Genomic DNA, 14,173 nt, shown 5'->3' with positions numbered 1-14,173 from the left:
GATTATGTTAAAGAAGATATTTGGTTTAGGTAGAAAGAAAAAGAAGAAAGAAGAGCTTGTAGATGAGCAAGTAGTACAAGTAGTAGAAGAAATAAAAGAGATTGAAGAAGATCTAGGAGAGAAGAAAGAGGAAGTCGAAGTTGAAGAGAAAATTGAGGAAAAGGTTGGAGAAAAAGCTGAACAAAAGCTTAATGAAGTAGAAGAAAAAGAAGAGAAAGTTGGTTTCTTTAGCCGGTTAAAAAAGGGGCTATCCAAGACAAGGAAAGGTTTTGTATCTCAGGTTGAAGATCTCTTTAGTAGGTTTTCAAGTATTGATGATGAATTGTATGAAGAGTTAGAAGAGATATTGATTCAAGCTGATGTAGGTGTGAATACAACTATGAAGTTGGTAGATGATTTGAGGGATAAGGCTCAGGAGGAGAAGATTAAAGAGCCAAGTGATCTTACTAATATATTTAGAGAACAGTTAATTGAGTTATTAAACCAAGAAGAGGAAGAAGAAGAGGATAAGCCAACTATTTTGATGGTAGTAGGTGTTAATGGGGCCGGAAAGACAACTACTATTGGAAAAATTGGACAAAAGTTTAAGGCTGCGGATAAGAAAGTACTTTTAGGCGCTGGAGATACCTTTAGAGCAGCAGCAATTGATCAACTTAAGGTCTGGTCTTCAAGGGTTGGGATAGATATAATATCCCACCAAGAGGGTGCTGATGCTGCAGCTGTAGCCTATGATGCAGTACAAGCAGCTAAGTCTAGAGAGGTTGACTTATTAATAGTAGATACTGCTGGAAGGTTACATACTCAGTCTAATCTAATGGAAGAACTTAAGAAGGTAAGAAGGGTAATCGATCGTGAAGCTGGTGATATGAGAGTTGAGGTTCTTTTAGTCTTAGATGCCACTACAGGGCAGAATGCAATCTCCCAAGCTAAGCTATTTAACGAAGCTGTAAATGTTGATGGAATTGCTTTAACCAAACTAGATGGAACGGCTAAAGGTGGAGTAGTAATTGCTATTAAAGAGGAGCTAGGTATTCCAATCAAGCTAATCGGTGTAGGTGAAGGTGCAGAGGACTTACAAGACTTCGAGCCAGAGAGCTTTATCAATGCACTATTTGATGGCGAGGAATAGATTAATTGAGAATTGATAGTTAAGGTAAAAAGCTTCAGTTCATTAGTGGTAAAAAAATCTTTTGATCTTAACTCTAAAACTGACACTATATTACCTATTGAGCAGCACTTTGATTTTCACAGGATAAAGGCAATAAAAAAATAATTGACAACTATGTGTTACTATGTTATAGTTATGTCTGTAAAGTGAAATTACTTAACAGGATTGAAGGTGGTTTTTTGTTAAGTGTTGACAAGGTTGTTAGGATTGGGAAGTTGTTTAGTTTTTATGGGAAGCTACTGACTCAAAAGCAACAAGAGTTTGTTAAGCTCTATTACTATCATGACCTATCTTTAGGTGAGATAGCAGAGCAGAAAGGGATCAGTAGACAAGGCGTTTATGACAATCTAAAGCGCTCAGAAGAAGCTTTAGAAGACTATGAAGAAAAATTAAAATTACTAAAACACTATCAACGAATAGAAGAAGAGATAGAAAAATTAGAAGATATAAGAAAAAGGATAGAACCCAGATTGGAAAAGGAAGAGCTAGAGGATTTAAAGGATATTTTAATTAGACTAAAAGCTTACCAAGAGGGGGAATTAGTGTGATCTTTGAAGGATTGGCAGACAAGTTACAAGGTGCTTTTGATAAATTAAAGAGTAAAGGAAAGTTATCGGAGAAGGATGTTAAAGCAGCAATGCGCGAGGTTAAATTGGCTTTGTTAGAAGCCGATGTTAACTTTAAGGTTGTTAAGAAGTTTATTAAAAAGATAGAAAAAAGAGCTGTTGGAGAAGAGGTTTTAGGTAGTTTAACTCCTGCCCAACAGGTTATTAAGATTGTTAATGAAGAGTTAACAGATTTGATGGGTGGATCGCAGAGTAAGATAACCTTTGCCTCCAACCCTCCTACAGTAATTATGATGGCAGGTTTACAAGGTGCCGGTAAGACTACCACTGTAGGTAAACTAGCTAAGCTTCTAAAGAAGGAAGGAAAGAACCCTTTATTAGTAGCTGGAGATATCTATAGGCCTGCTGCTATCAAACAGCTACAGGTACTAGGAGAGAGAGTTGAGCAACCTGTATTTACTATGGGGGATAAGCAGAGTCCAGTCGATATTGCGAAAGCAGCAATCAGTAATGCAGAGTCAAATGGTAATGATGTTGTGATTATAGATACTGCTGGTCGATTGCATATAGATGAGGAATTGATGGATGAGCTTAAAGATATTAAAAAAGAGGTTAAGCCACATGAGATACTATTAGTTGTTGATTCAATGACTGGTCAGGATGCTGTGAATGTTGCCCAAAGCTTTGATGAAGCGCTAGGTGTTGACGGTGTAATTTTGACTAAGTTAGATGGTGATGCTCGTGGTGGGGCAGCCTTATCAATCAGTTCTGTAACCAATAAGCCTATTAAATTTGGAGGTTTTGGTGAGAAGTTAGATGATCTAAAGCCATTCCACCCAGATAGAATGGCCTCAAGAATTTTGGGGATGGGTGATGTTCTAACTCTTATTGAAAAAGCTGAAGAGCAGATAGATGCTCAGAAAGCAAAAGAGCTAGAAGAGAAATTAAGAAGGCAAGAGTTTACCTTAGAGGATTTCTTAGATCAGATGAACCAGGTGAGAAATATGGGACCTTTAGAAGAGGTTTTAGGGATGATACCTGGTGTTGGTAAGCAGTTAAAGAATATCAATATGGATGAAAAAGAGTTAGATAAGATTCAAGCTCTTATCAGTTCTATGACCATAGAAGAACGTCGTAATCCAGAGATGATTAATGGAAGTAGAAGGCGAAGAATTGCTAAAGGTAGTGGAACAAAAGTTCAAGATGTTAATCGACTATTAAAGCAGTTTAAGCAGACAAGAAAGATGATGAAACAGATGGGCCAAATGCAAAAAGGTCTAGGTGGAAAAGGTGGATTGAAGGGTAAATTTAAACTACCTTTTATGTAAGTTATTTATTAGCTGCTAGGTATTAGCAGCTAGTTATAATAATATATATACTTAAGTAATTTAGCTAGTAGCCACAAGCTAGAAGCTATATACTATAAAGGAGGTGAATAATAATGGCAGTTAAGATTAGACTAAAAAGAATGGGAGCTAAGAGAAATCCTTTTTATAGATTAGTTGTTGCTGATTCTAGATCTCCTCGTGATGGTAGATTTATCGAAGAGGTAGGATTCTATAACCCTACTACTGAGCCAGAAACAGTTAAGATTAATGAAGAAAGTGCAATAGAATGGCTAAGTAAAGGTGCTCAACCTTCCGATACAGTTAAGAATATTTTTAAGCGTGAAGGTATTATGAAGAAATTTGCTGAAAAGAACTAAAAAAGAGGTCTTTAACTTAATTGGAGGTGCTCTCTTTGAAAGAGGTACTAAGAACTATTGCTGAAAATATAGTGGACAATCCTCAAGAAGTCTCCGTTAAGGAGAGGGAAGAAGGACAGTCTATTATCTTAGAGTTGAGAGTTGCTGATGAAGATATGGGTAAGGTCATCGGTAAAGGGGGAAGGGTGGCTAAAGCCATCAGAACCCTAATTGAGGCTGCAGCAACTAAAGCTAAGAAGCAGGTAAGAGTAGAAATTAAAGACTGATTAATGCAGAGCTAGAGGCTAACTCTAGCTCTTTAATTATAATTTATAATAAAAAGTATATAATAATGAAAAGGAGAGTAGTTATGGGAGAAGAGTTAACTACAATTGGCAAGATAATTCGTCATCAAGGTAATAAAGGAGAGGTTAGAGTTGCTCCTTTGACTGATTTCATTGAAAGGTTTGAAGAGTTAGATTCTCTTTATCTAATAAAAAATAGAATCAAAAAAGAGGTCTTTGTAGAGGATATGTGGTATCATAAAGATTTTGTTATTTTAAAGTTTAAAGGTTTTGATGAAATTGGTATAGCTATCGAACATAAGGGATTCTTCTTGAAAGTAAAGGATGAGGATAAAGTTGATCTTCCTGAAGCTACTTATTATATAGATGATATTGTAGGTATTCAAGTTTATACAGATCAAGGCGAGGACTTAGGTATATTAGCAGAGGTCTTAGAGACAGGGGCCAACGATGTTTATGTTGTTAAAAATGCTAATAAAGAGGTTCTCTTGCCAGCCATTAAAGATGTGGTTTTATCTGTTGATATGGAGAAAAGAGAGATGATTGTTAAAATGATTCCAGGTTTAAGGTAGGTGGGATATAGATGAAATTCGATATTTTAACTCTCTTTCCAGAGATGTTTGATAGTGTACTCGGTGCTAGTATACTAAATAAAGCTAGGGAGAGAGAGCTTATTTCTATAAATAAAGTAGATATTAGAGATTATACAAAAGATAAGCATAATCAGGCTGATGATTACCCCTACGGTGGTGGAGCGGGGATGGTAATGAAACCAGAACCTATCTTTGAAGCGGTAGATGATTTGAAGATAGAGGAAGGCACTCCTTTAATCTTTTTAACTCCTCAAGGAAAGACTTTAGACCAAAAGATGGCTAAAGAATTTGCTAAAGAAGATAGATTAGTACTTTTGTGTGGACATTATGAAGGTATCGACCAGCGGGTTAGGGATAATTTAGTTACCCATGAAGTTTCAATTGGTGATTATGTTTTAACTGGTGGAGAGTTACCAGCTATGGTCTTAATAGATGCAGTTTCTAGGATGGTACCTGAAGTTCTTGGAAGTGAAGAATCGGCAATAGAAGATTCTTTTTATAATGGGATTTTAGATTTTCCTAATTATACAAGACCTCAATCTTATAGAGGAATAGAGGTTCCAGATATTCTTTTAAGTGGTAACCATGGAAAGATTGCTACTTGGCGCAGAAAAAAAGCCTTAGAAGAGACTCTACTAAGAAGGCCTGAGCTTTTAAAAAAGGTTCAGCTGTCCAAAGAGGATAAAGGGCTATTAGAAGAGATAAAGAAAGAGATGGAGGAGGGGGCCAATGGCTAATCCAAGATTTTATTTGGCATTAATACATAATCCAATTTACAATAAGAAGATGGAGGTAATTACTACTACAGTAACAAATTTTGACCTCCATGATATTGCTAGAGCAAGTAGAACTTATGGTGTGAAAAAGTATTACATAGTAAATCACCTCCAAAGTCAACAGGATATGGTCAATAAAATGAAAGATTATTGGACTGGTGATTTTGGAGCCCAATACAATCCAGATAGAAAAGAAGCCTTTAGTGTAATAGATGTAAGAAGTGAGTTAGAAGATGCAGTTGAAGATATTAAGAAGGTAGAAGGAGAAGAACCTATCTTAGTAACTACTGATGCTAGGATCTATCCTAATACAATTGGATACAAAGACTTAAGGGCCAAAATTCAAAGCGGAGATAAGCCTTATCTGATACTTCTTGGAACTGGATGGGGTCTTACCAAAGAGGTTATGAAATCTACTGATTATATCTTAGAGCCTATCTATGGGCCAGTAGATTATAACCATCTATCTGTAAGAAGTGCTGCTTCTATTATTATGGATAGGCTCTTAGGAGAAGGATGGTATAGTAATAGTGATGAGTAATTAAAGAGAAAAAGTTCTTGTAATACTGCTAATTATATGCTATAATGATTCAGTGTGAAAACAGGCGGTCCGCTGTCCAGAAAAGTGGTTAAGAACGTCTTGAGAGGGGAGGCAAATAACGATGGATTTGATTAAAGCTATAGAGCAAGATCAATTAAAAGAAGAAGTTCCTTCTTTTGGCCCTGGTGATACTCTTAAGGTTCATGTAAAAGTTCAAGAGGGTGGAAAAGAGAGAATTCAGGTATTCCAAGGTATCGTAATCAAGAAGAAGGGTGGAGGAATTCAAGAGACTTTCACTGTTCGTAAGATATCTTTTGGAGTTGGAGTAGAACGTGTATTCCCATTACATTCTCCAAAGATCGCTAAGATCGAAGTTGTAAGACGTGGAGATGTAAGAAGAGCTAAGCTATATTACCTAAGAGAACGTAGAGGTAAGGCTGCTCAAGTAAAAGAAAAGAGATTTTAATTAAGTTGCAAAGACTATTATTAGGGGACTGGCTTTTAGCCTGTCCTCTTTTATATAAGTGGAGGTGTTATCTATGATTAGAGAGTATTTAGAATCCTTAATTATCTCAATTATTCTTGCCTTTTTAATAATTACCTTTGTGGTACAGGCCTTTTTTATTCCATCTGGGTCTATGAGACCTCTATTAGAGCCTGGAGATAGGATTTTAGTAAATAAATTCATTTATAGATTTACTGAGCCTAAACGCCAGGAAATTATAGTCTTTAAATATCCAGTTGATCCTAGGCGTAACTTCATTAAAAGGTTAATTGGTATGCCAGGGGATGAAGTGGAAATAATAAATGGTGTGGTTCATATTAATGGAGAAGTATTGGAAGAGGACTATCTATTAGAGAGAAATTATGCAGATTTTCCAGCTAAAGTTGTTCCAGAAGGTCATTACTTTATGCTTGGTGATAATAGAAATAATAGCGAGGATAGCAGGTATTGGGGATTTGTCCCTGAAGAAAAGGTTGTTGGTAGGGCATTTGTTATCTTTTGGCCTTTAAATAGGATCAGCTTAATTAATTAGGGGGTAGTAATTATGACAATTCAATGGTACCCAGGTCATATGGTAAAAGCTAAGCGAAAGGTTAGTGAAAGACTTGGTTTAATAGATGTAGTAATTGAACTTTTAGATGCTAGGATTCCGTTAAGTAGTAGAAATCCTGATATAGATGATCTTTTAGAAGGTAAAAATAGGATTATTGTTTTAAATAAAGAAGATTTGGCTGATCCTAAAGAGACTCAAAGGTGGGAGGATTATTTCTCAAATATTGCTCCAACCTTAACTGTTAACTCTTTATCTGGTAAAGGGGTAAATGGGATCATTAAAGTCAGTAAAGACTTGATGGAAGAGGAAATGAAGAAATGGGAAGAAAAAGGGCGTACTAAGAAAGATATAAGGATGATGATAGTCGGTATTCCCAATGTAGGTAAGTCTCAATTGATTAATAGTTTAAGTAATAAAAAGAGTGCTCGAGTTGGAAATAAAGCTGGTGTAACTAGGGGCCAACAATGGGTGAAGTTGAGAAAGGGCTTTGAGTTATTAGATACACCTGGAATTTTATGGCCTAAATTTGAGGATCAAGAGGTAGGGTTTAAATTAGCTTTAGCAGGTGCTATTAAGGAGACTTTATTTGATAGTGAGCTTTTAGCTTATAAATTACTTCAGATATTAACTGATGTCGCTCCCCAAAAGATAGAAGAACGTTTTAACTTAGATTATGTAAACCCTGATACCTATGAGTTAGTAGCTGATATTGGACGTAAGCGAGGCTGTTTACAATCAGGTGGGCGTATAGATCGAGAAAGAGTTTCAGATATAATTATTAGAGAGTTTAGGGAAGGTAAATTTGGAAGATTAACTTTAGAGACAGTTGATAATTGATAATTGATAATTGACAGTTAAGGTCAAGGGCAGACAATAGAGAATATTCTAGATTTTGATTTTATTTATTAAATATTTAATGTTCTTTATTAACTGGTTTTTAAGGAGTGAGAGGATGGATTTTGCTAGTATGACAATTAAAGAGATTAAAGAGGCAGTCTCTAATTTAGAGGTTATTTCGGATGATCTTATCGAGAAGTTAGCTTTAGATTCGCGCAAAGGTGTACAAAAGATAAGCAGTAGTATACTCAAAGCTAGAAAGAGAGAGCAGATGCTTAAAGAAAAGTTTGAGCAGATGAGCAGGTATGAGAAAGGGTTAAGAGAAAGAGGCTATAAATTGATTGGTGGAATTGATGAGGCTGGTCGTGGACCTTTAGCAGGGCCAGTAGTGGCAGCTGTAGTCATATTGGATGAAGACACTTATATACCTGGTTTAGATGATTCGAAAAAATTATCAGAGAGCAAGCGTGAAGAGTTATTTGAGATTATTCAAGAGAAGGCTTTGGGTGTAGGTGTAGGGATAGTTGATAATAGAAGGATTGATGAAATTAATATCTTACAAGCAACTTATCAAGGAATGAAAGAAGCAATAAGTTCTTTAGAAGTTGATCCTGATTATCTATTGATAGATGCTGAGACTTTGCCTGGAATAGCTATTGCTCAAAAGGGTATAGTTGAAGGTGATGCTAATAGTGTTTCTATAGCTGCAGCCTCTATAGTAGCTAAAGTAACTAGAGATAGAATGTTGTTAGAGTATGATAAAGAGTATCCTGAGTATGGTTTTTCATCTCACAAGGGCTATGGGACTGCTTATCATATAGAGGCATTAAAAGAGCACGGGCCAACGCCTATACATAGAAAATCTTTTAAGATTGTAAGTAAATTTAGCTAAGGAGAGGTAGGATGATTAAAGAAGGAGACACCTTAGTTGGTACTGTTTTGGAGGTTAAGAGAGATAGTGCAATAGTTAAATTTTCTAATCGAGCAATTGAAGTTAAGCTTATGACAGACCTTAAAGAAGGAGAAAAGATAAAGGTCAGAGTTAAAGGGTGGTATAAGGGGAAACTCTTATTTAAGCTTCTAGGAGAAGAAGAAAATCTAAATACTATAGATGTAAAAGTATAAGCTAGTAATTATCAAATTCAACGTAATATGATGAATTTGATAATTACTAGCTTTTGTAGTTCAACTTTTTATTATCTTAATAAGATAATAATAGAATTTATCTCTTCTTTCTTCAGTATTAAAAAGGAAGATTTCTGATTGTGCATAGCCTTCGTGGGATAGAAGCAAAGAGATACTTAATTCTACACCATAAATCTCTTTATTTGTTTCTTCGTATAAATCTTCAGGTTCTACCTTTTCAACTGTAGATTTAGTACCTTCTTTTAATAGTAAGGTAATTATCTCTAAGAAATCTGCTAGGACCTCTGAACATTCTAAATTCTCTTCAATATAATTATCAACTTCAAAGTCCATATCTTCCATTTCTACCATTTCTGATCCTCCTTTGTAGGTGTATATCTATATTATACCATAGATAACTTAATTCGTTAATATCTATAGAGTTATTATTCTAAGTTGTTTTAGAAATAGAAAAGCCCCCTTTTCCTAGGAGAAGGGGGCTATCTATAGTGAAAGGTAATCTAGAAGATTACCTTTACATTTAGTATATGCATATTTGAGAAAATAAGTACAATTATTTTAAATTAATCATTGCTTTAATAATGAAGATGCTCAACTCTAAGTAAAAATATGTATAATTATTCCTTGTGTGGATAATATATAGTAATGGAGGTAAGGTGAATGAATAAAAGAGAATTAGGAAGAAGGGGAGAGCAAAGGGCCAAAGACTATCTAATCTCTAAAGGCTATAGGATAGTAGAGGAGAATTTTTGGTGTCGTTGGGGTGAGATAGATATAATTGCTTGGGATAGAGGATGTTTGGCCTTTGTAGAGGTAAAGATGACTAGGGGGAGAGGCTTTATGTCTCCTAGTGAACAGATAGATTATAGAAAAAAAGAGAATCTAACTAGAGTAGCTAAGTATTACATAACTCAAAAGGGAATAGAAGTAGATACAAGGTTTGATCTTGTAGCAATATCTAAGACTTCTTTTGGTGAGGAGATAGAATTGTTTAAGAATATTGTTATTTATTAGTAGTATAGTGGCACTATCGTGCCACTAGTAATGGGTAATGAGTGAAGAGTAATGAGTAAAGTCAAGAACTCACACCTCACCTCCCTACCCCCCTTCGGGTCTATCGATCACTCCGTGCAAAACCAGCCTCTCCTCCTCTGAAGAGAGGGGGGAGGGAAATTATCTTCACAATCACTTTGGTGAAGATAATAACCATAAAGAGTTTCTTGAAACTCGTAAGGGGGATGGGGTCTGAGGTTTTAAGGTTTTACCCATTACTGATTACTCATCACCAGTAATAAAGCTTCGCTTTATTACTATTAAGTTTAAGATAAGGAGGAGAGAAATGTTAGCAAAAGCAGAGAGTAATGGCGTTTTGGGGGTGGAAGGGTATCTGATACAGGTTGAGGTTGATCTCTCTAAGGGTTTGCCGGCTTTTAATATAGTAGGTCTTCCTGATGTGGCTGTTAAAGAAGCAAAGGAGAGGGTAAGGGCTGCTATTAAGAATTCGGGGTATCAATTTCCCATTAAGAGAATAACTGTTAATCTAGCTCCTGCTGATATAAAGAAGGAAGGGGCAACCTTTGACCTGCCTATAGCAGTAGGTATGTTGTCGGCAATGGGTTTTATAGATGAAAAAAGGTTAGAGGAATTTACTTTAATTGGTGAGCTATCTTTAGATGGTGAGATTAGAGGGGTAAAAGGTGTTCTAGCAATGGCTCTAGCAGCTAAAGAAGGAGCTAAGAAGGGGATTATACTTCCTAAAGAGAATGCTAAGGAAGCCTCTTTGATAGGAGGGTTAGAGATTATTCCTGTAGAGTCTTTAAAAGAGACTATAGGTTATTTAAATGGAGATATTAGTATAAAAGGTCTAAAGACTTCATTTGAGCCTAAAGCTGCCAGTCGGTTTAAAGTTGATTTTTCTGATGTAAAAGGCCAACAACATGCCAAGAGGGCCTTAGAGGTTGCAGCAGCAGGTGGTCATAATCTGATTATGGTTGGCCCGCCTGGGTCAGGAAAGACTATGCTAGCAAAGCGTTTTCCTACTATATTACCTTCTTTGACTAAGGAGGAGGCTATTGAGGTAACAAAGATCTTTAGTGTTGTCGGTGGATTACCTAAGACCGATAATTTGATTGCAGAACCTCCTTTTAGAAGCCCCCATCACACTACCTCCAATGCAGGTTTGATAGGTGGAGGGAGGATACCAAAGCCTGGTGAAGTGACGTTGGCCCATAATGGAGTACTCTTCTTAGATGAACTACCAGAGTTTAAGAAGAGTGTCCTAGAAGTTCTGCGTCAACCTTTAGAAGAGGGAGAGGTTACTATCTCTAGAGCCTTGACAACCTTAAATTATCCTGCTCGCTTTACTCTGATCGGAGCTTTAAACCCTTGCCCGTTCATTACAAAAATGCAAATGAAAACCCCTCCCTTTATCACGAAAAAAAGAGCTCCAGCTTAACATCGCCTTCATTGTAGATAATTTTATTTATAACAGATTGTAAAAACTCTCTTTTTTCCTCAAAACTCATACTGTCAAAACTATTATTAAAATCTCTGAGATGAGATAGTATAATTTGTTTATTGTATTCTTCAGCTTCATAATCTAATAGTTGAGTTTGAATTTCTTCTAACTGAGCTTCTAATTCTAACCTACTCTTATTTAACTCCTCAACTTTTTCTTCAATTATAACTAACAGCCTTTCGGAATTGCTTCTTTTAAGTGTATTGATTAAGTTTTCTTCTTCGGAAATTAATTGATTTATTTTAGAGTTGATTTCTTTTCTCTGTTCTTTTAATTGATTTATATGTTCAGACAAAGAATTGATTTTACCACGAGATCCATTTAAGAAATCATTGTCATTACATAAAGAGTGAAGTTTATTTAAGACTACTTTTTCTAACTGTTCAGCTTTAACAGTTTGGCCTTCACAAGTAATAGTTCCCTGTTGCTGCTTACCTCTGCATTTATAATAGTTATATCTTTTTTTAGTACCATCAGCAAGCTTAGAGTATGAATAGCTATAGGTCATAGCTCTTCCACATTTACTACATTTAGTTAACCACGCTAAAAGACTTTTACCTGTACCTGCCCTAACAGGTTTATTTTTTCGTTTATCTCGTTTTTTTTGAGCTTTGATATATAGTTCAGATGGTACAATACCTTCATGTTCAGCAACTGCTATAAGCCATTTAGACTTATCTCTTACAACAGAAGTAGTTCCTGTTGGCTTACGACGGTTATATCTAATAAACCCTCTTTTACCATCATTAGCTTGTTTATTCAACACTTCAAAACCTTGATCTTCAAAATATTTGATTGATTCCTTATCAGCTATACAATAAATAGGGTTTTTTAATATTCTACTCATTTGATTTGGGTTCCATACAGAACCAGTAGAGGAAGGAATTCTTTGTTTGTTGGCCCGCATAGAATTATTTCTTATGGTTCCATCTGATTCTAAGTACCAATTATAAAACTTTATAATGTCTTTAGCTCGTCCATTAGGTATTATATTAGGGCCTTTTTCATCTTCATTAAGGCTAAACCCTAAGGGGACTGGCCCACCGTTCCATACACCGTTTTGAGCGTTTTGAAGCATATTATCTCTAACACGCTCTCCAACCATTTCCGATTCAAATTGAGCAAAATCAACAAGTATATTTCTTACCAAGCGACCCATAGGGGTAGAAGTGTCAAAGTGTTGAGTGATAGAAACAAAGTTAATATCATGTTTATCTAAAATATCCATATATTCATGAAAGTCATTAACTGATCTAGCAAAGCGATCTAGTTTGTACACTAATAGATAATCAACATCTATATTATCATTTTCAATATCATAAAATAACTTTTGAAAATCTGGGCGGTTAGTAGATCTACCAGAGAAGTCTAAGTCCATATAAGTGCTCAGTAGTTCTATATCATGTAAGCTACAGTATTGTTCAATTTTTTCAAGTTGAGTATCTTGGGTAATCATATTGGCCCTGGCTTTAGATACTCGTATATAAGCTATACCATTTTTCATAAAATCACTCCTTTATATTAATTAATTTTAAGTTACAGTAATATTACAGTAATAATTTAGTAAAGGCTACTTATATACTTATAATAAAATAGTATTAATGTTTTAAAGCAAGTTATAAAATAATAGTATATGCAATTTTATAGTGCATTAAATTTTTCTTTATAATAAATTTGTAAAAAACATACTATAAGTTTATTATATCTAGTTTTAATTATTAGGTCAAAAATTCATTATTATTTTGTTTATTTGCAGGATTTAAATTAGATTTGTCTAATTGATTAATTGATACCTTATATGTATTTTAATGGTATATAAATTTTAAAGTAGTTAAAAATAAACAAATAATGTTTCTTAAATCAAAAATCGACTTTAATCATCATTAGAAAAATGCTATAATTATATGTACTATTTATTCGGTAAAATCAAATTAAGGGAGGGGGTAGAGTTATGCCTAAAGGTAAATATGTAGAAAGTTTATTTAAGGCTTATAATGAAAATAATCACATTAGATTCAAACAAGTAGCAAAAAAGATAATAGAAGATGAAAAAGATAAATCTCATTACAAACTTGCTAATTCATTACAACAATTATTTAATTCTTTTCCTAATGAGAATAACGATGAATATAGGAAAAATCATTCCAGTTCCATAAATGGAAGTTACTTTAATAGCTTGCCTAGAGATGATAAAGGTGGAGCTGATTTAGTTTCTATTATTAAACCTAATTATTATTTAGAAGATGTAGTTTTATCTGATGAAAATAAGAATGTAATTAATAGAATTATGCTTGAATATCATAGTGCTAATGAATTAAGAGGTTATAACTTGGATGCAAAAAGAAGACTTTTATTTTGTGGTCCTCCTGGATGTGGAAAGACAATAACTGCTCAGGCCTTAGCTAATGAAATTAATTTACCTTTACTTTATGTTCATATGGATTCCTTAATTTCTTCCTATTTGGGGGATACAGCATCTAATTTAAGAAAAATATTTCAGTATGCGGGAACTGGCAAATGGGTTGTTTTCTTTGATGAATTTGATACTATAGGCAAAAGTAGAGAAGACGAAAACGAACATGGCGAGCTCAAAAGATCTGTTAATACATTTTTACAAATGCTAGATAATTTTAAAACAAAGACATTATTTATTGCAGCTACCAATCATCAACATCTACTTGATAGTGCTATTTGGAGAAGATTTGATGAAATTTTATATTTTAATAAGCCAGGTTTAGATCAGATTCAGAAATTATTAAAGAAAAAACTTAGAGTTTTCAAAACTAATATTAATTTTGAAAAAATAAGTGGAGAATTAGATGGTATGTCTCATTCTCAAATTGAACGTATTTGTAAAGATGCTATAAAAGCTTGTATCATAGATAATAGAGATTTTGTTAATGAAGATGTAATAAAAGAATGTATAGATGAAGAGAAAAGACGGAAGAAAATTTATGATGGTTTAATGGAAATGGAGTGAT

18 protein-coding genes are annotated in these 14,173 nt (G+C 34.5%); 16 read left to right on the top strand and 2 right to left on the bottom strand.

The features are described 5' to 3' along the window. Window positions 1-4: 4 nt before the first annotated feature. The 13 genes from ftsY (at window position 5) to HALSAC_RS0108990 (ending at window position 8,653) form a co-directional block, all read left to right on the top strand. Window positions 5-1,129 carry a signal recognition particle-docking protein FtsY gene (ftsY, locus tag HALSAC_RS0109050; RefSeq protein WP_027339992.1) on the top strand — a complete coding sequence of 375 codons (1,125 nt, stop codon included), beginning with the start codon at window positions 5-7 and terminating at the stop codon, window positions 1,127-1,129. 185 nt (window positions 1,130-1,314) lie between these two features. Continuing rightward, complete coding sequence (gene ylxM, locus HALSAC_RS0109045; RefSeq protein WP_245579448.1) at window positions 1,315-1,716, top strand: YlxM family DNA-binding protein; 402 nt, start codon at window positions 1,315-1,317, stop codon at window positions 1,714-1,716. Further along, window positions 1,713-3,062, top strand: coding sequence for a signal recognition particle protein (gene ffh, locus HALSAC_RS0109040; protein WP_027339990.1), 1,350 nt, complete (start codon window positions 1,713-1,715; stop codon window positions 3,060-3,062). Before ylxM ends, ffh begins: the two co-directional genes overlap by 4 nt. A gap of 113 nt (window positions 3,063-3,175) precedes the next feature. Then, window positions 3,176-3,439, top strand: coding sequence for a 30S ribosomal protein S16 (rpsP, locus tag HALSAC_RS0109035; RefSeq protein ID WP_027339989.1), 264 nt, complete (start codon window positions 3,176-3,178; stop codon window positions 3,437-3,439). A 35-nt stretch (window positions 3,440-3,474) separates the two neighbouring features. Then, entirely contained in the window at window positions 3,475-3,705 is a 231-nt protein-coding gene (locus HALSAC_RS0109030; protein WP_027339988.1) for a KH domain-containing protein, read from the top strand. Between the two features lie 83 nt (window positions 3,706-3,788). Then, complete coding sequence (gene rimM, locus HALSAC_RS0109025) at window positions 3,789-4,295, top strand: ribosome maturation factor RimM (protein ID WP_027339987.1); 507 nt, start codon at window positions 3,789-3,791, stop codon at window positions 4,293-4,295. 11 nt (window positions 4,296-4,306) lie between these two features. Beyond that, a complete protein-coding gene (trmD, locus tag HALSAC_RS0109020; RefSeq protein WP_027339986.1) occupies window positions 4,307-5,053 on the top strand; it encodes a tRNA (guanosine(37)-N1)-methyltransferase TrmD in 747 nt (248 codons plus the stop codon). Next, window positions 5,046-5,633, top strand: coding sequence for an RNA methyltransferase (locus tag HALSAC_RS0109015; protein WP_027339985.1), 588 nt, complete (start codon window positions 5,046-5,048; stop codon window positions 5,631-5,633). Before trmD ends, HALSAC_RS0109015 begins: the two co-directional genes overlap by 8 nt. Before the next feature lie 121 nt (window positions 5,634-5,754). After that, window positions 5,755-6,099: a 50S ribosomal protein L19 gene (gene rplS, locus HALSAC_RS0109010; protein WP_027339984.1), complete on the top strand. Its 345-nt coding sequence runs from the start codon at window positions 5,755-5,757 to the stop codon at window positions 6,097-6,099. A 73-nt stretch (window positions 6,100-6,172) separates the two neighbouring features. Beyond that, complete coding sequence (lepB, locus tag HALSAC_RS0109005) at window positions 6,173-6,670, top strand: signal peptidase I (RefSeq protein WP_027339983.1); 498 nt, start codon at window positions 6,173-6,175, stop codon at window positions 6,668-6,670. A 12-nt stretch (window positions 6,671-6,682) separates the two neighbouring features. After that, complete coding sequence (gene ylqF / locus HALSAC_RS0109000; protein WP_027339982.1) at window positions 6,683-7,528, top strand: ribosome biogenesis GTPase YlqF; 846 nt, start codon at window positions 6,683-6,685, stop codon at window positions 7,526-7,528. Between the two features lie 115 nt (window positions 7,529-7,643). Further along, window positions 7,644-8,420, top strand: coding sequence for a ribonuclease HII (locus tag HALSAC_RS0108995; RefSeq protein WP_027339981.1), 777 nt, complete (start codon window positions 7,644-7,646; stop codon window positions 8,418-8,420). Between the two features lie 11 nt (window positions 8,421-8,431). Beyond that, a complete protein-coding gene (locus HALSAC_RS0108990; protein WP_027339980.1) occupies window positions 8,432-8,653 on the top strand; it encodes a hypothetical protein in 222 nt (73 codons plus the stop codon). A 60-nt stretch (window positions 8,654-8,713) separates the two neighbouring features. Here HALSAC_RS0108990 and HALSAC_RS0108985 read toward each other — a convergent pair whose 3' ends face one another. Further along, complete coding sequence (locus HALSAC_RS0108985; protein WP_027339979.1) at window positions 8,714-9,025, bottom strand: hypothetical protein; 312 nt, start codon at window positions 9,023-9,025, stop codon at window positions 8,714-8,716. 309 nt (window positions 9,026-9,334) lie between these two features. Here HALSAC_RS0108985 and HALSAC_RS0108980 point away from each other — a divergent pair, with 309 nt between their 5' ends. Then, the gene (locus tag HALSAC_RS0108980) at window positions 9,335-9,688 is read left to right on the top strand and encodes a YraN family protein (protein ID WP_027339978.1); all 354 of its coding nucleotides are present in this window, start codon (window positions 9,335-9,337) and stop codon (window positions 9,686-9,688) included. A 325-nt stretch (window positions 9,689-10,013) separates the two neighbouring features. Further along, on the top strand, window positions 10,014-11,129 hold the full coding sequence (locus HALSAC_RS15515) for a YifB family Mg chelatase-like AAA ATPase (protein WP_084804410.1): 1,116 nt from the start codon (window positions 10,014-10,016) through the stop codon (window positions 11,127-11,129). On the opposite strand, the gene HALSAC_RS0108970 is transcribed toward HALSAC_RS15515, so the two are convergent. Further along, window positions 11,104-12,696, bottom strand: a complete 1,593-nt coding sequence (locus HALSAC_RS0108970) for a recombinase family protein (RefSeq protein WP_027339977.1) — start codon at window positions 12,694-12,696, stop codon at window positions 11,104-11,106. The genes HALSAC_RS15515 and HALSAC_RS0108970 overlap by 26 nt on opposite strands. A gap of 447 nt (window positions 12,697-13,143) precedes the next feature. Between HALSAC_RS0108970 and HALSAC_RS0108965 the strand changes: the two genes are divergently transcribed. Then, entirely contained in the window at window positions 13,144-14,172 is a 1,029-nt protein-coding gene (locus HALSAC_RS0108965) for an AAA family ATPase (protein ID WP_027339976.1), read from the top strand. Window position 14,173 lies beyond the last annotated feature (1 nt).

This window comes from Halonatronum saccharophilum DSM 13868, from assembly GCF_000517025.1.
In the GTDB taxonomy this organism is placed as follows: Bacteria; Bacillota; Halanaerobiia; order Halobacteroidales; family Halobacteroidaceae; genus Halonatronum; species Halonatronum saccharophilum.
Note: the sequence above shows the minus strand (reverse complement) of the source record. Positions and strands in the feature narration are given on the sequence as shown.